At 63.3% G+C, this 18,652-nt stretch carries 16 protein-coding genes; 3 read left to right on the forward strand and 13 right to left on the reverse strand.

What is annotated here, in order from left to right; all coding sequences use genetic code 11:
• Window positions 1-142: 142 nt before the first annotated feature.
• Window positions 143-640, forward strand: a complete 498-nt coding sequence (locus Q0H23_RS03165) for a PTS glucose transporter subunit IIA (protein ID WP_293835593.1) — start codon at window positions 143-145, stop codon at window positions 638-640.
• Between the two features lie 290 nt (window positions 641-930).
• On the opposite strand, the gene Q0H23_RS03170 is transcribed toward Q0H23_RS03165, so the two are convergent.
• From Q0H23_RS03170 to glmM, 3 genes are all read right to left on the reverse strand, one after another.
• Window positions 931-2,433 (reverse strand): PTS transporter subunit EIIC, encoded by a 1,503-nt coding sequence (locus Q0H23_RS03170; protein WP_293835595.1) that lies wholly within the window; start codon window positions 2,431-2,433, stop codon window positions 931-933.
• A 484-nt stretch (window positions 2,434-2,917) separates the two neighbouring features.
• Window positions 2,918-3,724, reverse strand: coding sequence for an HAD family hydrolase (locus Q0H23_RS03175; protein ID WP_293835597.1), 807 nt, complete (start codon window positions 3,722-3,724; stop codon window positions 2,918-2,920).
• A gap of 80 nt (window positions 3,725-3,804) precedes the next feature.
• Complete coding sequence (glmM, locus tag Q0H23_RS03180; RefSeq protein ID WP_293835599.1) at window positions 3,805-5,136, reverse strand: phosphoglucosamine mutase; 1,332 nt, start codon at window positions 5,134-5,136, stop codon at window positions 3,805-3,807.
• Window positions 5,137-5,471: 335 nt separating this feature from the next.
• On the opposite strand from glmM, the gene Q0H23_RS03185 reads away from it, so the two are divergent.
• Together Q0H23_RS03185 and dtd are read left to right on the forward strand one after the other, a co-directional pair.
• Window positions 5,472-6,986, forward strand: coding sequence for a carboxypeptidase M32 (locus tag Q0H23_RS03185; RefSeq protein ID WP_293835602.1), 1,515 nt, complete (start codon window positions 5,472-5,474; stop codon window positions 6,984-6,986).
• Window positions 6,987-7,101: 115 nt separating this feature from the next.
• On the forward strand, window positions 7,102-7,554 hold the full coding sequence (dtd, locus tag Q0H23_RS03190; protein WP_293835605.1) for a D-aminoacyl-tRNA deacylase: 453 nt from the start codon (window positions 7,102-7,104) through the stop codon (window positions 7,552-7,554).
• 206 nt (window positions 7,555-7,760) lie between these two features.
• On the opposite strand, the gene ricT is transcribed toward dtd, so the two are convergent.
• The 10 genes from ricT to Q0H23_RS03240 all read right to left on the reverse strand — a co-directional run bounded on the left by ricT (window position 7,761) and on the right by Q0H23_RS03240 (window position 18,595).
• A complete protein-coding gene (gene ricT / locus Q0H23_RS03195; protein WP_293835608.1) occupies window positions 7,761-9,344 on the reverse strand; it encodes a regulatory iron-sulfur-containing complex subunit RicT in 1,584 nt (527 codons plus the stop codon).
• Entirely contained in the window at window positions 9,323-10,477 is a 1,155-nt protein-coding gene (locus tag Q0H23_RS03200) for a DNA polymerase III subunit delta' C-terminal domain-containing protein (RefSeq protein ID WP_293835611.1), read from the reverse strand. The genes ricT and Q0H23_RS03200 overlap by 22 nt, the downstream gene beginning before the upstream one ends.
• Window positions 10,470-11,159, reverse strand: coding sequence for a dTMP kinase (gene tmk / locus Q0H23_RS03205; RefSeq protein ID WP_293835613.1), 690 nt, complete (start codon window positions 11,157-11,159; stop codon window positions 10,470-10,472). Before tmk ends, Q0H23_RS03200 begins: the two co-directional genes overlap by 8 nt.
• Window positions 11,160-11,993: an HAD family hydrolase gene (locus Q0H23_RS03210; RefSeq protein ID WP_293835615.1), complete on the reverse strand. Its 834-nt coding sequence runs from the start codon at window positions 11,991-11,993 to the stop codon at window positions 11,160-11,162.
• Window positions 11,994-11,997: 4 nt separating this feature from the next.
• Window positions 11,998-14,637: a DNA topoisomerase I gene (locus tag Q0H23_RS03215; RefSeq protein WP_293835617.1), complete on the reverse strand. Its 2,640-nt coding sequence runs from the start codon at window positions 14,635-14,637 to the stop codon at window positions 11,998-12,000.
• 3 nt (window positions 14,638-14,640) lie between these two features.
• Complete coding sequence (gene tatC / locus Q0H23_RS03220; RefSeq protein ID WP_293835620.1) at window positions 14,641-15,432, reverse strand: twin-arginine translocase subunit TatC; 792 nt, start codon at window positions 15,430-15,432, stop codon at window positions 14,641-14,643.
• Window positions 15,433-15,945 (reverse strand): twin-arginine translocase TatA/TatE family subunit, encoded by a 513-nt coding sequence (locus Q0H23_RS03225; RefSeq protein WP_293835622.1) that lies wholly within the window; start codon window positions 15,943-15,945, stop codon window positions 15,433-15,435.
• Window positions 15,946-15,988: 43 nt separating this feature from the next.
• Window positions 15,989-16,300 (reverse strand): STAS domain-containing protein, encoded by a 312-nt coding sequence (locus Q0H23_RS03230; protein ID WP_293835624.1) that lies wholly within the window; start codon window positions 16,298-16,300, stop codon window positions 15,989-15,991.
• A gap of 13 nt (window positions 16,301-16,313) precedes the next feature.
• On the reverse strand, window positions 16,314-17,186 hold the full coding sequence (locus tag Q0H23_RS03235) for a tetratricopeptide repeat protein (protein WP_293835626.1): 873 nt from the start codon (window positions 17,184-17,186) through the stop codon (window positions 16,314-16,316).
• A gap of 116 nt (window positions 17,187-17,302) precedes the next feature.
• Window positions 17,303-18,595: an aminotransferase class I/II-fold pyridoxal phosphate-dependent enzyme gene (locus Q0H23_RS03240; RefSeq protein ID WP_293835629.1), complete on the reverse strand. Its 1,293-nt coding sequence runs from the start codon at window positions 18,593-18,595 to the stop codon at window positions 17,303-17,305.
• Between the last annotated feature and the right edge of the window lie 57 nt (window positions 18,596-18,652).

Below are 18,652 nucleotides of genomic sequence, written 5' to 3' on the forward strand. Positions count from 1 at the left end.
ACGGGAAGACAAGCCTAGTTGCTTGTCTTCCCGTTTCAGTTAAACGACGAATCATACCGCATGCCGACGCAAGCGCAATGATCTCCTGCTTCCAACTTATAATATCAAGTATATCTTTATCCCCCCAGCGAACGGAGACACGATGGGACTGTTCGATCGCTTCAAGAAGACCGAGGACAAGCCGGCCGGCAACATCACTGAGATTCTCGCTCCCGTCGACGGTGAGCTCGTCCAGCTTTCTGAGACCAACGAGCCCGTCTTTGGAAGCGAGATGATGGGCAAGGGCTGTGCCATCAACCCCACGAGCTCGACCGTCATCTCCCCCATCTCCGGCAAGGTCTCCGTCGTCATGCCGCACGCCGTGGGCATCATCGCCGATAACGGCGTTGAGGTCATGGTCCACGTGGGCATCGACACCGTCGAGATGAAGGGTGACGGCTTCGATCTCAAGGTTGCCCAGGGCGATACCGTCACCTGCGGCCAGGAGCTCCTTACCTTCTCGCGCGAGAAGATCGCCGAGGCGGGCCACCCTGACACCACCTTCGTCATCATCACCAACACCGCCGAGTGCGCCGAGGTCGCGCCCATCTCCAACTGCACCGTCAAGGTTGGCGATGTCGTGGTGAACGTCACGAAGTAGCTTCCGCGATTCTGCGGGCGCACGCCCGCGCAAAGCGCGTTGACTCGTACAGAGGGCCCGCCGACTCAATGCCGGCGGGCCCTCTTCTTGTGGCTGCGTAACGCGGCATGGGCCGAGGAACTCCAGCTTGCCGGGGTGTGATTAGATTCGTACGCCAATGCGAGCCGCATCGGATTTGTGCTCTTGCCAGCATCTTTATCGTGATGGCGCACAAGAAAAGGGCCGTTCCCCGCGGAGTGGGAACGGCCCTTCGTGCTGTTACTTCAGCCTTGCGGCCTCAGGCATCAGTCTTAGATGAGCTTCTGGAGCTCGTCGCAGACGGCCTGGACCTGCGTGCCGATGATGACCTGAGCGGACTCCTTGGAAGGAATCATGACGCCCACGGCACCGGCCTTCTTGCAGGCGGCCTCGTCGACCTTGGCGGAGTCAACGACCTCGAAGCGGAGGCGCGTGGCGCAGAAGTCAACGTTCTTGACGTTCTCCTTGCCGCCCACGGCAGCCAGGACACCAGCGGCGATAGCGGCGAACTTGTCGTCGCCAGAGGTGGCGGAAGCAACGCTGACCTCATCCTCGGAAACATCCTCGCGGCCAGGGGTCTTGAGGTCGAACTTCGTGATGGCGAAGTAGAAGACCGCGTAGAAGATCACGAAGGCGGCGATGCCCAGCGGGATGATCATCCAGGTGTTGGAAGCGGCGGGCAGGCTCGCGGAGAAGAGCAGGTCAGTCGCACCAGCGGAGAAGCAGAAGCCCGCGCGGAAGTTCACGTAGTAGACGACGATCGTGAAGATGCCGTACAGGGCGGCGTACACGACGTAGAGCGGGAAGCAGAGGAACATGAAGCCGAACTCGAACGGCTCGGTGACGCCGCAGACAAAGGCGCAGATGGCGGCAGAGAGAACCAGACCGATGGCGGCCTTCTTGTCCTTGGCAGTCTTGACCATGGCGAGGGCAGCACCCGGGATGCCGAACATCATGCAGGGGAAGAAGCCGGACATGTACATGCCGACGCTCCAGTTGGCACCGTTCTGGCCCATGACGTCGCCGGCCCAGAAGTGGGACAGATCGCCGAGGCCGATGGTGTCGAACCAGAAGACGTTGTTGAGGGCGTGGTGCAGGCCGGTCGGGATGAGGAGGCGGTTCAGGAAGGCGTAGATGCCAGCGCCGATGCCACCCATAGCGGCGACGCCGTTGCCAAGCGCGACGAGGCCGTCAAAGATGATGGGCCACACGAAGAGCAAGACAACAGAGGTGAGGATGGAGACGAGCGCGGTCATGATGGCGACGCAACGCTTGCCGGAGAAGAAGGCCAGCCAATCCGGGAGACGGGTGTCCTTGAACTTGTTGTACATGGTGCCACCGATGACGGCGGAGAGGATGCCGATGAAGCAGTTGCCAGCGATCTTGGAGAAGGCGATGCCCTCGGCGGTAAGGAGCCAGGCAGCCTGAGCGTCAGCGTCCATGCCGCGAACGGTACCGACGACAGCCGGGTTGAGGAGCTGCTGGATCATCAGGAAGGCAACGAGGCCAGCGAGGCCAGCGGTGCCGTCGTGATCGTCAGCCAGGCCCACGGCTGCGCCGATGGCGAAGAGCCAAGCCATGTTGTCGATAAGAGCGCCGCCCGCCTTGACGAGCAGGAAACCAACGGTGTAGGCCGCACCAGCGGTCTCAGCGCCAGGAACGCCCATGACGCCGGGGGCGAGCAGATAGCCAACGCCCATGAGGATGCCAGCGACGGGTAGCGCCGCGACGGGAAGCATCAGCGCTTTGCCGAGCTTCTGGAGATACTTCATCATTCGGTATCCCTCCTACCTTTCATTTGTACTGCTTTCCAAACAATACGTACGCGTCCACGCCAATTCATCTGTTGGCCCTCCGCGAGCCAACCAAAAGCGGAAGCGAACAAGAGCGGCGGGAGTCCCTCTCTCCCTCCAACTCCGTATATTAAGCTATCACAGAAGTTCCAAATTGCCCGCTTCCGCTGCCGAACGGTATCTATTTGTTCGCTGAGCGGTAATCATTTGGTCGAGTCGTTTTAAGCCGACATTCGGTCATGAGTTACCGTTTGCGCATATGTCTACCTGCGCTTTTATTGTTGTCAGAAAATGCTCTCGCATTATTTGGGTACAGGCACCAACGGATCGCCCGAACTTCCCCCATAGCGCCTCACTTGACATATCAAGCTGGGGACGTAAGAAAGAACCTGAAAAAGGGACAGTCCCTTTTTCAGGTCAGTGGGTGTCGAGCTGACAAAGGGACAGTCCCTTTGTCAGCTTTCGGCTACTCGGTGAAGGGGAAGCCACCGGAGGCGAGGGCCTCGACGGCGTCAGCGACGGCGAAGTCCTCGCAGGCGCCGATGTGCCACCGCGCGGCAGCGGCGGCCTCGGGCGTGGCATTCGCCACGGCAACGGAGTTCTCCACCGCATGCAGCATCGAGAGGTCATTCTCCGCGTCACCGAAGACGAAGACGTCCTGCGGCGCCACGCCCAGGTAATCCGCGAGCCAAAGCACCGCGGCTCCCTTGTTCCAACCCGCAGGCATGATGTTGACGAAGCCTCGCTGCGGCACGTCGAAGTCAAGCTCCGGAATCTCCCTCGTGAGAAGATCCGCGAGCTCGCGCGTTGCCGCGTCGTCGCCCGCGACGAAAGCGTTCGCCTTGACCACGTCATAACCAGGCAGCGGCTCGTAGACGCCGCACGCCCCATAGCGCGGGAACGCGACCTTAAGGTCCTCCATATCACCCGCGACGACCTTCGGCTCGGCACCATCAAACCAGACGAGGCCCGCATGCGGCACCTCAGCGGTGAGGGCAGCCATGTGCGCGACCAGCTCGGCGGGGATATGGCGCTCGAGCACGAGCTCGCCGCCATAGCTCACCTGCAGGCCGTTCGTGGCGATGTTCGTGCGGTAACAGGGCTCGTCCCCGTCAAACAAGATGCTGATCCAGTCACGGCCGCGCCCGCTGCAGGGGCCCACGGCACAGCCCGCCTCGACAGCGGCCCTAAACGCCTCGCGTACGCGGACGGGCACCACGGTATCGCCAAAAGGCATGATCGTGCGGTCGATATCTGCAAGAATGAGCCTCATTCAACTACCCTCTCAAAGAAAAGGCCGGTGCTTTCCACCCCTGGAACGCACCGGCCATACGGTCCTACTGACGCACAAGCCTAGAGGCTCTCGATGACCTTGACCACCTGGTCGACGTACTGCTCGCAGATGGCGGGCGTCGCAGCTTCGACCATGACGCGCACCATCGGCTCGGTGCCACTCGCACGAACCAGCGCGCGGCCCTCGCCCTCGAGGGCGGTCTCGACACCGGCAACGGCAGCCTTGACGCGCTCGTCCGCCATAACGGCGTTCTTATCCGCAACGACGACGTTCTTGAGCAGCTGCGGATAGATCTTGACGGGCTCCGTGAGCTCAGAGAGGGTCTTCTTGGAACCAAGCATGGCCTCGAGAATGCGCAGGCTCGTGTTGATGCCGTCACCCGTGGCGCTGTACTTGGAGAAGATGACGTGGCCGCTCTGCTCGCCACCGAGGGAGTAGCCGTGCTCGCTCATGCAGGCGGAAACGTACTTGTCGCCCACGGCAGTCTGCTCGTAGGAAATGCCCGCGCGCTCGAAAGCCTTGTAGAGGCCGAGGTTGCTCATAACCGTGGTGACGACGGTGTTATCCGCAAGCTGGCCCTTCTTTGCCATGTAAGTGCCGCAGGCGTACATGATGAGGTCACCGTCGACGACGTTGCCGTGCTCGTCGACCGCGATGCAACGGTCCGCGTCGCCGTCATAGGCGAAGCCCACGTCGAGGCCCTTCTCGGCAACGAGGTTCTGAAGCTGCTCGATGTGAGTCGAGCCACAGCCGCGGTTGATGTTAAAGCCGTTGGGCTCGTTGGAGACGACGTAGGTCTTGGCGCCCAGGGCGTCGAACACGCCCTTGGCGATGGGCGTGGAGGCACCGTTCGCGCAGTCAAGGCCAACGCGCAGACCGTGAAGGGAGAAGCTGGCGGAGCTGATGAGGAAGCCGATGTAACGGTTACGGCCCTCGACGTAGTCGATCGTGCGGCCGATGTCCTCGCCGGTGGCAAGGGGCACCTCGGTCTTGCCGTCGATGTAATCCTCGACCATCTCGAGGACCTCCGGCTCCATCTTGTAGCCACCGGAGTTGATGAGCTTGATGCCGTTGTCCGTATAGGGATTGTGGCTGGCGGTGATCATGATGCCGCAGTCAAAGTCCTCGCTGCGAACAACGTAGCTCACGGAAGGCGTAGTGGTGACGTGGAGGAGGTAGGCGTCCGCGCCAGAGGCGACAAGACCAGCGCCAAGCGCATACTCGAACATGTAGCTGGAACGGCGCGTGTCCTTGCCGATAACGACCTTGGCCTTGCGACCCTCGCGGAGGCCATAGTACCAACCGACGAAGCGGCCGATGGCAAAGGCGTGGTCGACGGTAAGGCCCTCGTTAGCACGGCCACGGAAGCCGTCAGTACCAAAGTACTTCATAGTCTGTTCTCCCAAGATCTTGGCGGGCGCCCCTTGCGGCTGGCAGCCCGGCCGTCGTGAGAATTGCCCTCTTATTATGCAACGCGGAGGGAGGCGCCATACGGTTTGAGCAGCGTTTAATTACCCGTCTCCATCGACTTTCTCGAACGCACCGGGGGCGCCCGGCAGGGCCCGGGCGGTCGGCGGCGCTTCGGCATACATGCTGGCCTTAAGCGTGCGGGATCGTGCGCCGGAGGAGCCGCAAGGTCCGTTACGTGCGCTCACCGCCCTGCGCCCGGCCGCGGAGCCATGTCAGCGCTACACTTCAAATACCGGACCATAATCAAGGAGGAAGCATGCCCGCCATATCCCAGGATCTCGCCGCGCTCGACAAGCTCCAGCGCCACCTCTTCGCCCATCGCCACGCTCAGACCTCGATCGCCTTCGCCGGCGAGACGAGCGACCCCGCCAACGCCACCGCCGCCCGCGCGGAGGCCATGGCCACGCTCGAGGAAGAGGCTCATGACTACCTCTGCTGCGCCAAGACCGGCGAGTTCCTCGAGCGCCTCCAGCAAGCCGCCGACGCCGGCGAGCTCGACGAGACGCGCGCCGCCGAGGTCCGTGTCCTCTCCCGCGACCGCGCAGACGCCGTTGACGTGCCGGCGGATGTCGCCGCAGACTTCGCGCGTCTCGCAAGCGAGGCCCAGGCGGTCTGGACCCGCGCCAAGGTCGCGAATGACTGGGGCTCCTTCGCCCCTTACCTCGACCGACTCGTTGCCGCCAGGCGCGAGATGGCCCTGATGCGCGCACCCGAGCAGGATCCCTACGAGACCCTCCTCGACGAATATGAGCACGGTAGCTCACGCAAGTTCTACGATGCCTTCTTCACCGAGGTGAAGGGCTGCGTCATTCCGCTCGTCGCCGAGATTCGCGAACGCGGGTGGCAGCCCAGCCGCACCTGCATCGAGGGGCACTTCGACCACGACACGCAGATGGAGCTCTCTCGCGACCTTCTCCGCATCGAGGGGCTCGACCTCGATTCGATGACCTTCGCCGAGACCGAGCACCCTTTTAGCGACTCCGTCTCCAGCCGTCACACCTTCATCGCGACGCACGTCTACGAGAATGACGTCATGAGCAACGTCTTCTCGATGCTGCACGAGGGCGGTCACGCCATCTATGAGCAGAACGTCGACGTCGCGTATGACCACGGCATCCTCAACGGAGGCATCTCGAGCGGCGTCCATGAGAGCCAGAGCCGCTTCTTCGAGAACTACGTGGGCAGGAGCGAGGCCTTCGCGCCCGTATTGCTCGAGGCGCTAAGGAAGCGCTTCCCCGGTCGCTTCGACGACGTCACGCCGCACGAGCTCTATCTCGCCGTCAACCGCGCCGAGCCGAGCCTCGTCCGCACCGAGGCGGACGAGCTCACTTACTCGCTCCACATCGTAATTCGCTATGAGATCGAACAGCTCCTCATCGCCGGCGAAGCCACCGCGGCGGATGTCCCCACCCTCTGGAACGAGCGCTACCGCAGCTATCTTGGCATAGACGTGCCCACCGACACCCTCGGCTGCCTCCAGGACGTCCATTGGTCCTGCGGAGACTTCGGCTACTTCCCCACCTATGCGCTGGGAGGAGCCTATGGCGCTCAGCTACTCGACGCCATGCGTACGAGCGGCATCGATTTCGAAGGCAGCGTTGGCGCCGGCGACCTCGCCCCGATTCGCGATTGGCTGCGCGAGCGCATCTGGCGCCATGGACGCGCCATCGAGCCCATGCCACTTATCGAGGCTGCGTGCGGCGGCAAATTCGACGCCTCCCACTACACTCGCTACCTCACGGAGAAGTTCTCCGGCATCTACAACCTGTAGGCATTTGCAGATGGCGGCTTCCCGTCTGTCGGCTGGCCGTCGGGAAGCCGCCCACTTGTTAGATATCCGTCAGGAACAGCTATCCCCTTGTCAGGCATCCGAGAAAGGCAACGAAGTGCGAGCTCTCATTCAGCGCGTAACACAGGCGAACGTGTCAGTTTCCGGCGAGAGCGTCGGGAGTTGCGGCAAGGGTTTGCTCATTCTCCTCGGCGTTGGTCATGATGATGACGAGGCGACGGCTGCAAAGCTCTGGGACAAGATCTCTGGCCTGCGCATCTTCGAGGACGAGGACGGCAAGACCAATCTCTCGCTAGCTGATGTGGCGGGCGAGGCGCTCGTCGTGAGCCAGTTCACGCTCTATGCCAATTGCCGCCGTGGACGCAGGCCATCCTTCACCGATGCCGCCGGGCCCGAGCTCGCCAACAACCTCTACGAGCACTTTTGCGAACTCGTAGAGGCAGACCTTGGCCTCGAGCACGTCGGGCGCGGCATCTTTGGCGCGATGATGGAGGTCTCCCTCGTCAACGACGGCCCCTTCACCATCTGGCTCGACACCAACGAACTTTAGGCGTCCAACCGCGCCGGGCATCGCGTGGGGGGGGTGCGGGCGGCATGCCCATCCCCCGCTCAGACAGCTTTGCTGCGCAAAGAACTCGCGGGTGACGGGCATGCCGCCCGCCACCCGCGATGACGTTATCGCTGTAAATCCGCTAGCTACTCGACCGAGTTGGAGGCCGTACGACGCCCGCCGCGCTATAACGTTAGATTCGCCAGCTACTCGGCCGTAGGGGCACCGCCTTCGGACGAGCCGCCACTGCGGTGACGACGGCGACGACGCTTCTTGGGAGCATCCCCGGACTGCTGGGGCTCGCCAGCCTGTCCGCTACGCTGCTTGCCCTCACGCTGCTGAGAGTCCCCGGGCTGGCCGGGCTGCTGCTTGCGCACGCGCTTCTGGCGCGGCTGCTGCGAGCCGGCATCGGCCGCGGCGGCACCGCCCTTGTCGCCGGGACGGCGGCGACGGCGCTTGGGGGCGGCATTACCCTGCTCGGTGGCATCCTGGTGTTGCGGCTTCTGCTCGCGCGGCTGCTGTTGTGCCTCGCTGGAAGCCGCAGCCTCGCCCTCGGCATGGTGACGACGGCGACGAGACCTGCGGCCCTCACCCGGGGCGCTCTGCTTGGCCTCGTTCATGTTGCCCTGACCCGGAAGCTTCTCGGCGGCATCGCCGGAAATCTCGACGGTCTTGCGACGACGACGCTTACGCGTGCTCGTCTCGGCAGGTTGCTCAGACGTGGCGGGCGCCTGCTGCGATGCACCAGAGCCGGAGCCACCCTTGTTGCCACCCTTGTTGCGACGGCGACGACCGCGCTCCTCCGTCACGAAGAGGTCATCCTCGGAGAAGGTCTGGTCGGGCAGGAGGCCGTTCTTGCGATCAAGCTCCTCAAGCGCGGCACGAACCTCGGGGCTCGCCAGGCGGTCCATGGTCGAACGAACAACCGTGTCAGGACGACAGGGGCAGCCAAGCTCCTCGCTCTTCTTGCGCGCGGCGTCCGAGGTCTCCATCTCGGCGAGCGGGATGCGGATCTGCTTGCCGTTCTCGAGGCGAAGCGCCAGCTGTTCCTTCGGGGTGTCATACTCAATGATCTTGGCGGTACCGAGCGGGGTCTGGATGACGGCGTTCTTCTTGGGCGCGCGCTGCTTGAAGTCACGGTACGCCTCGAACTCGTAGCGCAGGCAGCACATGAGGCGGCCGCAGGCACCAGAGATCTTGTTCGAGTTCAGCGGAAGGTCCTGCTCCTTGGCCATGCGAATCGAGACGGGCTCGAAACCGCAGCCAAAGCGCGCGCAGCACAGCTCCTGGCCGCAGTGGCCAAAGCCGCCGACGAGCGCCGCCTCCTCACGCACGCCCACCTGACGCATGTCAACACGCTCATGGAGCTCACGCGAAAGATCGCGCACGAGCTGGCGGAAGTCGATTCGCTCATCCGCGGAGAAGTAGCAGACGACCTTCTCTCCGCCAAAGATGTACTCGACGCCGACGGGCTTCATGTCGAGACCGCTCTTGGAGACGAGCCTGCGGAAGGTGGGCATAGCCGCGTCGCCACGCGCCGAAAGTTCGTCGGCGCGAACGAAATCCTCCTCCCCCGCAATACGAACGACGGGCTTCAGGGCCGCGCCGTCGGTCTTGCGGTTGAGCTCCGCCTCGTCTATCTCCATCGGATCGCCCGTGGCGAGGCCCATCTCGGTGCCGCGCTCGGTCGAGCAGATGACGTGATCGCCCTCGACCGCGCCGGTCTCACGGGGATCGAACCAAAGGTCGCGCGTGGCATAAGCGAATTTCACCGGAATGACGGTGGGCATAGTGCCTCCTTGCAAGAGCACAGCATGACTTCAAGAGCCAGCTGGGGGGATACGTTGTGGGCGAGGTCACTTTCCGCGTGGCTCACGGCATCGAGGGCGCGAAGGGCCCCCGCAACATCGGTGCGGGCGGAGAGACGCGAGACGACGTCCTCGCAGTCGACGTTCACGATGGGGGCGTCCACACCGCTCACGCGCATGAGGACATCCCGCAAAAGCGAGTCAGCTGCTGCTAGAAGTTCAATGATACCCGAACGCTCGCGGGCGGTAAGCTCGCGCTTGTTACGCTGCTCCACAAGCTTCTGGGCTTTCGAGGAAAGGTAGTCTGCGCTCTCCTCAGCGGCACGCTCCTGATCCGCGCGAACATCATCGAGCGGGACTTTGGCCGCGACGGCAAGGTCGCGAGCGGCACAGAGCACGTCCCACGAGTCATCCGCGGCAAGGGCATCGAGCGTGCGGACCATGAGCCTACGAGCCTCACGACGCGCCGGGGAGCGTAGATAGTCACAGGCACGTTCGGGCGTGCCCGTCACGGCAAGCGCAATCCTTGCGGCGGGGTCGTTCTCGGCCACACCGCAGGTAAGGGCGACGCGACGAGCCGCCTCGGCGGGATCACTCACGCGGAAGGGCACGAGCTGGCAGCGAGACGAAATCGTGGGCAGCACGGCATCAGCCGTACGCGCCATGAGAATGAAGACCACTCCCTCTGGCGGCTCCTCGATAGTCTTGAGCAGGGCATTCGCCGAAGCCTCGCGCAGCGTGTCGACACGGTCGAGAATGTAGACCTTCGCGTTGGCGCGCACCGGGGCGAGCGAGACGTCTGCGATGAGCTGGCGCACCTGCTCGACCACATAGCCGCTCGCGCCCTCAGGCGAGAGCCAGTGGACGTCCGGGTGCGTGCGATGCGCCACGCGAATGCACTCGTCGCACGAGTCGCAACCGCCCTTGGGGCAGACGAGGCACTCCGCGAGCGCCATGGCCGCCTCCTGCTGGCCAGAGCCCGGGGCCCCCAGGAAGAGGTAAGCATGGCCCACGCGATGCTCGAGCACGGCTGCGGCAAAGAAGTCGCGCACGCGTGGCTGACCCTCGACGCGCGAGAACGCGGCGGGGATGTCCTTGCCAGCGTCATTAGTCATGATTGCTCTCCTGAGCCGCGAGGCCCTCAAATAGGCCTGGCAAGGCAGCCGTCAGGGTTTCCTCGAGGCGCGCATATACCTCGTCGGGCGCGCCATCCGCATCGACGAGTCGCACACGTGCCGGCTCTGCTTCCGCAAGCTGGCGATAGTCCTCGCGCACGCGACACTGTAAGGCGAGGCCCTCTGCCTCCATGCGATCATGCTCGCCCCGCGCACCCGCGCGCTCGAACGCTCGCCCTGGATCCATGTCGAGGACGAGCGTCACATCAGGATGGACGCCACAACAGCCGAGTTCGTTCGCGCGGCGCACGAGGGCATCATCGAAGCCGCGGCCGCCGGCCTGGTAGGCATGGGTCGAGTCATAGAAGCGGTCACACACCACGACGGCACCACGCGCGAGCGCAGGCTCGATCACCTCGCGCACGAGCTGGGCACGCGAAGCCTCGAAGAGCAGCAGCTCGCACTCGGGGGCCATCTCGGAATTGCCGGGGTCAAGCAGAAGGGCGCGGATCCTCTCGGAGATCGCGGTACCGCCCGGCTCGCGTAGACGGACGACCTCGCGGCCACATGCCTCGAGGCGCTCGACGAGGCGCACCACCTGCGTGGTCTTGCCCGCGCCATCAACGCCTTCGAGGGTCACGAACGCGCCAGGGCGGGCGGCCGCCGTCTCCGCACGCATCATCTAGATCGCCTGCTTTGCGGCAACGACCTGGTCAATCACCTGGAGCACGCCGCAGTCCTCGTTGCTGGGCGCCACGAGGCTCGCATGGTTTGCCATGCAGGGTTGGGCGTTGGCCATCATGTAGCCAAAGCCAACGGTCTCGAGCATGTCCGCGTCGTTGGGGGCATCGCCAAAGGCGAGCATCTCGTCAAGGCCGATGCCACAGAGCTCGGAGATTCGGCGCATGGCGTTACCCTTGCTCACGCCCTCGGGCATGACATCGAGCCACATGATGCCGCCGCAAGCGAAGGTGTAGTCTCCGCCGATGGCCGCGGCATATTCCACCTGGCGCTCGGAGGCATCGTTGTTCGGGAAGTAGACCGTGTACTTATCGGCGGGAGCATCGACCTGGGTGAGGTCGTCCACATAGACCACGCGCGTGTAGAAGGTGCGAAAGTAGTCCTCGTATGGCTTCGCGTTAGGCTCGACATAGCAGGCATCAACGCCGCAGATGAGACCCACATCGCCCTTCTCATGCGTGATGCGCGCCATGCGGCGGTACTCCTCCACCGGAAGATCTGCCTGGTAGATGACCTTGCCATTTCGGCTGATAACGCCACCGTTGTCGCCAATCAGCATGATCTTGTGACCAAGGTGGCCGAGATTGTCCTCGAGAGTATAGAGGGGCCTTCCGCTGGCGGCGGAGAAGAGCGTCCCCACGCTCGCGAGCGCGTCAACGCGCTCCTCGAAACCTTCGGGGAGAACGGAGGCGTTCGTGAGGAGGGACCCGTCCATGTCAGACGCGATGAAACGAACGCGCTCCAAGCCTTCAGGAACCGGTGTCACCTCGAACATGCAGTTATTCCTTACTAGTCTTCTTGCGCGAGGAAGTCGCGCTCTTGGTCGTCTTTTTGGCGGATGCCTTCTTGGCAGACGCCTTCTCGGCAGTCGCCTTCTTTGCGGGCGCCTTCTTGGAACTCGCAGCCTTGGTCGTGGTCTTCGCCGCGGCCTTGGTCTCCGTGGCTCGCGCGCCGCGACCACGGGCGGGCGTCTTGCGCTCGTTCGTGGGGCAGTCCATGTTCACGCACTTCTTCCACGGACCGCGCGCCGTCTCGACGATGATCATGGGCGCGCCGCACTCGGGGCACGTTTCGTCCGTCGCGGTGAGCTTGCCACGAGCCGGGAGCGGATAGCTCGTGCCGCACTCCTCGTAGTTGGTGCAACGGATGAAGCGCTTGCCCGTGCGCTCGCTCTTGTGGGCGATGAGGTCGCCATGGCGGCCGGCCTCGGCACAGGCGCGGCACTCGCCAACCTTGAGGTCAGGCTCGTAGTTGGTGGGGCACTTCGGGTTGATGCAAATCTCATACGCCTTGGCGCGGAACGGCTTGCACTTGATACGCGGAGCGCCGCACTCGGGACACACGGCACCCTCTCCCTCGATGGCCTCATAGCGCACGCCGGAGGGCAGCGGGTAGGTGACATCACAGTCCGGCCAGCCCATGCAGCCAACGAAGCTGCCACGGGTCTTGGCGCTCGACTTGATAACGAGGTCCTTGCCGCACTTGGGGCAGGCGCCCACGCGGGCATCCGCCGTGACGGCATCGGCAATCGCCTCGCCGAGGTCATCCTTATGCTCGATAAGCGCGTCGAGCATGCCGGCGAGCAGCGCGCGCGAGTGGTAGACGACCTGATTCTGGGTGTCGGTGCCCTCGGCGACCTTCGTCATGTCCTGCTCGAGCTCACTCGTCATGTCCGGTGTCGTGATGCGCGGAGCGAACTCGTGAAGGGCGTCGATGATGGCCATGCCAAGCTGACTCGGCTCAACCGGATCGTTCTTGAGGTACTTGACCGTATAGAGGCGCTCAATGATGCTCGCGCGCGTCGACTTGGTGCCAAGGCCGCGCTTCTCCATCTCCTGGATGAGCTTGCCCTGGCTGTAGCGCGCAGGAGGCTCCGTCTGCTTGGCCTCGAGGTTGATGCCGAAGACATCGACGGCGTCACCTTCCGAAAGCTCGGGAAGCTGCTCGTCCTTCTTGAGACCAAAGGGATAGATGGCGCGGAAGCCCGGGTCCTTGAGGACATCGCCGCTCGCCTGGAAGGGCTCGCCCGCAACGTCAATCGCAAGCTTGGTTCCCTCGATGGTCGCGGGATCAGAGAGCGTCGCGAGGAAACGGCGCGCGATGAGGTTGTAGAGCTTCCACGCGGCAGGCTCGAGCTTGCCGGGGTCAGCCACGCCGGTGGGATAGATGGGTGGGTGGTCCGTGTCAAACTGCTTGCCACGCGTTGCATGCATTTCAGGCGCCGCCGTGAGCTTGGCCACGTAGGGCGCATACTGCGGAACGCCCGCGAGCATCTTTGCCGTCGCCCTCAGGTCGAGAGACGGCGGATAGACGGTGTTGTCAACGCGCGGATACGAGATGAGGCCGTCCATGTAGAGGCTCTCGGCAAGGCGCATGGTACGCGCTGGAGAAAGGCCCTCGGACGCGGCAGCAGCCTGAAGGCTCGTCGTGTTGAACGGCGCGGGCGGACGTTGTGTGCGGCTCTTCTTCGTCACCGAGGTGACGGTACCCGTGGTTGCGTTCTGCACGTGACCGTACGCCTCGGTCGCCTCAGCCTCGACCGAGAAGCGACCCTTGGCATGGGAAATCTTGAAGCGCTCGTCCTCCGAGGCACCAACAGCAGAAGCCTGGCCGTTGATGACCCAGTAGTCCTCCGGAACGAAGGCGAGGCGCTCGCGCTCGCGCTCGACCACGAGGGCGAGCGTAGGCGTCTGCACACGACCAGCGCTACGGACGTTGCCAAAGCCGCCAAAGCGCGCCATCGTGAGATAGCGCGTGAGGGCGGCGCCCCAGATGAGGTCGATGTACTGACGGGACTCGCCGGCGTCAGCGAGGTTCTGGTCAAGCTCCACAAGGTTAGCGAAGGCGTGCTCGATCTCCGCTCGCGTATAGGCCGAATAGCGAGCGCGCGTCACGGGAACGTCAGGGTTCACCTCGAGCACCTGCGAAAGGGCGTCAGACCCGATGAGCTCTCCCTCGCGGTCAAAATCCGTGCCGATGACGACGGAATCCGCCTTCTTGGCCAGGTTTTTGAGGGCGCGAATGATGCCCTTCTCCGCCGGAAGCTTCTCGACGGGGGCCCAGACGAGATAGGGCAGGCTCGGGACCTTCCAGCCCTTGATGTCGACGCCATCCTCGAGGAAGGGCTTCTTTTTCTTGAATGGCGGACGCGCGAGGCCATCCGGAACGTCAGCCGGCAGCACCTCTCCCTCCTGGGAGATGGCGTACCAGCCCTGGGCGTCAGAGAACTTGAGCTCAGCGGGGAAATCCGGAGCAAGGATGTGGCCTCGCAGGCCAATCGTCACCCACTCCTCGCCATCACGCTGGAAGCGATAGACAGGCGTGTCGTAGACCTTGTCCTTCTTGGGCTTACCGACCTCAGAAAGCAGGGCGGCGATCTTCTCGGCGGCGTCGTTCTTCTCTGTGATGACGAGCTTCATGGGTTAATCCTCGTTGAACTTGTGCTCGGCGTACTCGTCTCGCGTCCACTTGAGAGACTCCTTGCCATCGCGCGCGATCAGGACGCGACGCGCGACGAAGAGCGAGGCCTCGTACAGGACGATGACGGCTCCGAACATAAGGAACATCGTGACGGGGCTGGCGTCGGGCGTAACCATGGCGGAGGCAATAAGCAGGCCGACATAGATGGCACGCCAGTTGCCGCGCAGATCCTTATACGGGACAAGGTGGAAGATCGAGAGGTAGAAGATCACCAGTGGCAGCTCGAAGGCGGCACCAAAGCCAAGCTCGAGGAGCATGATGATGTTGATGTAGTCCTCGGCGTTGGCGAAGATGGCCGCGAAGTCGACCGTCTGGTCGAGCATCCAGCCAAAGGTCGCCTGCAGGATGATGAAGTAGCAGAACACCATGCCGAAGAAGAACAGGAAGACCATAGCGGCGACCGTGGGCATGACCCACTTCTGCTCGCTCGGCTTAAGCGCCGGCATGAAGAAGCCGAGCACCTGGAAGATGATGATCGGACAGCACGCGATGATGGCGAAGAACGCCGCGACCTTGAATCGCAGCGTGAAGCCACCAAGGGCGGTGGTCACGTAAAGCTTGCCCCCGTCCGGCATGAACTCGCGAACCGGGTCGATGAGCAGCTGGATGAGCGTCGGGGACGCCATGTAGATGACACAGGTGGTCACAAGCACGCACGCGACGATGATGGTGAGGCGCCGCCTCAGCTCGCTCAGGTGGTCGAGCAGCGGCATTCTTGCAGGTCCGACGGGCATTTAGGCGTCCTTTCCGTCATCAAGGTCAAGGTCAAGGTCATCGTCATCATCGTCGTCAAGGCCATAGAGGGCCTCGACGGAGGTGGGGGCAGGCTCGGGCTCGGGAGCAGGCTCGACCTCGGCGGAAGGCGTCTCGGGAGCGACCTCGGCGGGAGCATCGGCGTCAGCGGCAGAGGTAGCGGCCTTCTCGGCAGCGGCCTTCTCGGCGGCGAGACGGGCGCGGCGCTCGGCGAAGGTCTCCGCCGGCTTGGCGGCTGCAACCTCCTCCTCCGTCATGTCCTCGTCCTCGGCCTTGGCCTTCGCGGCGGCCTTGCCAGTCGAGGTCTCGGCAACGTTCTGGATCGGGTCGATGATCTCGGACTGGACGACCTTGGTCACGCCCTCTTGCGCGGTGCGGAACTGGCGCAGGGCACGGCCGATGGTGCGCCCCATGCCGGGCAGCTTGTCAGGCCCGAACAACAGGAACGCGAACAGGATGATGAGGAAGAGCTCTTGATCTCCGATGCCGAACACGAATGCCTCCTTGGGCGTCTAGACCCGAGAACGATGGGTGTGATTAGTCTTCCACGTTGAGCTGACGCTCGACGCCAAGAAGGCCGAGCACACGCTTGACGTTTGCCTGCGGATGAGCGACGGAGAAGGCCACTCCCGCCTCCTGCGCGCGATTGGCAGCGCCCACGAGCACGCCAATGCCGGTCGAGTCAATGTAGGAGACCTCCGCAAGATCGACGGAGACCTCCGCGGGAGCTGCCTCGAGCGCGGAATCCACCGCCTCGCGGAGCTCGCCCGCGTTCGACACGTCAACCTCGCCCACAACGGTGACGAGGGTCTTGCCCACCTTCTCGGCGCTTGTGATGGAAAGGTCCATGCCCTCCCCCTTCCTATTCCGCAGCCGACGTCGTGGCGGCAGAGGTAAGGGACTGGAGCTGCGACGTTGCGTAGCTCTGAAGTCCATAGGTGTTGTCAGGGTCGACCTCGAGCGCCTTGTTGAAGGCGTCCGTGGCCTTTTCAGTCTCTCCGGTCTCCTGGTACATCATTCCCAGATTGGTCCATGCCGGAGCAAAGTCACCCACGTTCTTGGTGAAGTCCTCAAGAGCCTTGATGGCACCGGCCTGGTCACCAAGATAGTACTGGCAAAGCGCTCTGTTCACACGCGCGGCGCTTGCGTCCTCGAGCTTAAGGTATGAATCGTAGTAGCCCTCAGCCGTGGTGAGCAGCTCCTTTATGTGGGCTTGGTCGTCATCGGTCGAGGCATAGTTCCTGGCGGTGCTACCCCAGTTCAGGTAGTTGTTCGCAAGGTTGATAAGGGCGGCCTTATCGTCCGGAGAATCCTTGAGCTTCTCCTCGAGCGGGGAGACGATGGACTGGTAGTGCTCGTCCAGGTCATTCATATAAGTGTTGGTCGTCGCGGCGTCAGAGGTAGAGGCGTCGGTCGTCGCGGCAGAGGTGGCCGCCGCGGTTGTAGCAGTCGCGGCAGAAGCCTTGCTCTTCTGGATGCCGGAGATGATGGCGGAAAGGGACGGCAGCAGGATTGAACCCACCATAATGATGGAGACGAGCACGACACCAACAATCACGGCAGGACGGCGGTTCGACGGCGTCACCGTGCGCACGGGAGCTTGATCCTCGGCGGGCGACTCGCTGCGGCTACGGCCGCGGTCGGTCGTGCCTAGGCCCTTGCCCGCAGCTTCCTCGCCCTTGACGGTCGATACGCGCGTGGAAGCCTCGTCTGTCTTCTTTGGCTTCGATGCCATCGATGAGCGTCCTTCCTGCCCACTATCGGGCAATTCCCCTTGATGCAGGTGCGCCCGGGCCGGGGCCTGGGCGCACACATTCTGCGTATTCTACCTCACACGCGCGCCGAAGCCGTCTAGCGCGCCTCGCGAGCGAATCGTGCCGACACGAGTCGCACACAGGTCACGAAGACGTCAAGCGCGGCGCCGAGATCATCAAGGCTGGGATACGAAGGTGCAATACGAATGTTCGTGTCGTCCGGGTCCTTGCCATAAGGCCAGGTAGCGCCTGCAGGCGTCATCTTGACGCCAAGCTCCTCGGCAAGGGCGACAATCTTCTTCGCAGAGCCCTTGGGGCCATCGAAGGAAACGAAGTAGCCGCCACGCGGGTGAGACCAGGTGGCACACTCGAGGTCGCCCAGACCGCTCTCGAGCTTCTCGTCCACGAGCTCGAAGCGCGGGGCAAGAATCCTCGCGTGCTCGACCATATGAGCGCGGACGCCATCCGCATCGCCAAACCAACGAACGTGTGCAAGCTGCATGAGCTTGTCAGAGCAGACGCGCTCCACGTTGAAGGTCTTGCGGAGGTCGGCGATGTCGGCGGGGCTGGCGACGACGCAGGCAATGCCGCTGCCCGGGAAGGTTACCTTACTCGTCGAGGCAAACTCGTAGACGAGGTTATCGTGGTCCTCCGCAGCGACCGCGCCGAAGATATCGAGCAAGTAGTCCGGCTCCTCGTTGAGATCGTGGATCGCGTAGGCGTTGTCCCAGAAGATGCGGAAGTCCGGCGCGGCAGGCCTGAGGGCGGCGAAACGGCGGACGACTTCATCCGAGTAGGTGATGCCCGTGGGGTTCGAGTACTTGGGGACGCACCAGATGCCCTTGACCGTCGGATCGTTCTCGACGAGGCGCACGACCTCGTCCATGTCGGGGCCCTCCGGCGTCATGCGAATGGGCACGTTCGTGTAGCCCACGGAAGCGCTGACTGCGAAGTGGCGATCATAGCCGGGCGACGGGCACAGGAACTTGAGCGGGCCGCGGGCGGCCTGAACCGCATGGGGCTCGCAGCCGCGAACGCCGTGGATCCAGCCATGGACGATGACGTCGTGCATGATGTTCAGGCTCGAAGATCCCCCGAGGATGAGATTGTCTGCGTCGACGCCAAGAAGATCCGCCATGAGACGGCGAGCCGCGGGGAGGCCGTCAGGACAACCATAGTTACCGGCATCTACGCCCTCATCGACGAGGTCGGTAGACGAGTTGAGCACATCGAGCATGGGGCGAGAAAGGTCGACCTGCTCCGGGCTCGGCTTGCCGCGGGCCATATCGAGCTTGAGGCCGCGAGCGCGGAGCTTTTCCGCCTCCGCCTCGAGTTGGGCGATTTGCTCGTCAAGCTCTTCGTTCGTCATCTGCTCGTAGACACTTGCCATGCTCGTCTCCATTCGTCGACGCCTGGTTCTGCCCGATCTAGCGCTTGAGCTCGCACA

The organism is uncultured Parolsenella sp. (assembly GCF_934660935.1).
Taxonomy (GTDB): Bacteria; Actinomycetota; Coriobacteriia; order Coriobacteriales; family Atopobiaceae; genus Parolsenella.

What these genes read in the sequence shown, in the direction of transcription:
- Q0H23_RS03215 (WP_293835617.1), bottom strand. Translation starts at nt 14,637, where the DNA reads ATGAAGCTCGTCATCACAGAGAAGAACGACGCCGCCGAGAAGATCGCC.
- ricT (WP_293835608.1), bottom strand. Translation starts at nt 9,344, where the DNA reads ATGCCCACCGTCATTCCGGTGAAATTCGCTTATGCCACGCGCGACCTT.
- Q0H23_RS03175 (WP_293835597.1), bottom strand. Translation starts at nt 3,724, where the DNA reads ATGAGGCTCATTCTTGCAGATATCGACCGCACGATCATGCCTTTTGGC.
- Q0H23_RS03230 (WP_293835624.1), bottom strand. Translation starts at nt 16,300, where the DNA reads ATGGACCTTTCCATCACAAGCGCCGAGAAGGTGGGCAAGACCCTCGTC.
- Q0H23_RS03170 (WP_293835595.1), bottom strand. Translation starts at nt 2,433, where the DNA reads ATGATGAAGTATCTCCAGAAGCTCGGCAAAGCGCTGATGCTTCCCGTC.
- tatC (WP_293835620.1), bottom strand. Translation starts at nt 15,432, where the DNA reads ATGCCCGTCGGACCTGCAAGAATGCCGCTGCTCGACCACCTGAGCGAG.
- Q0H23_RS03185 (WP_293835602.1), top strand. Translation starts at nt 5,472, where the DNA reads ATGCCCGCCATATCCCAGGATCTCGCCGCGCTCGACAAGCTCCAGCGC.
- Q0H23_RS03235 (WP_293835626.1), bottom strand. Translation starts at nt 17,186, where the DNA reads ATGGCATCGAAGCCAAAGAAGACAGACGAGGCTTCCACGCGCGTATCG.
- Q0H23_RS03240 (WP_293835629.1), bottom strand. Translation starts at nt 18,595, where the DNA reads ATGGCAAGTGTCTACGAGCAGATGACGAACGAAGAGCTTGACGAGCAA.
- glmM (WP_293835599.1), bottom strand. Translation starts at nt 5,136, where the DNA reads ATGAAGTACTTTGGTACTGACGGCTTCCGTGGCCGTGCTAACGAGGGC.
- Q0H23_RS03210 (WP_293835615.1), bottom strand. Translation starts at nt 11,993, where the DNA reads ATGTTCGAGGTGACACCGGTTCCTGAAGGCTTGGAGCGCGTTCGTTTC.
- tmk (WP_293835613.1), bottom strand. Translation starts at nt 11,159, where the DNA reads ATGATGCGTGCGGAGACGGCGGCCGCCCGCCCTGGCGCGTTCGTGACC.
- Q0H23_RS03200 (WP_293835611.1), bottom strand. Translation starts at nt 10,477, where the DNA reads ATGACTAATGACGCTGGCAAGGACATCCCCGCCGCGTTCTCGCGCGTC.
- Q0H23_RS03165 (WP_293835593.1), top strand. Translation starts at nt 143, where the DNA reads ATGGGACTGTTCGATCGCTTCAAGAAGACCGAGGACAAGCCGGCCGGC.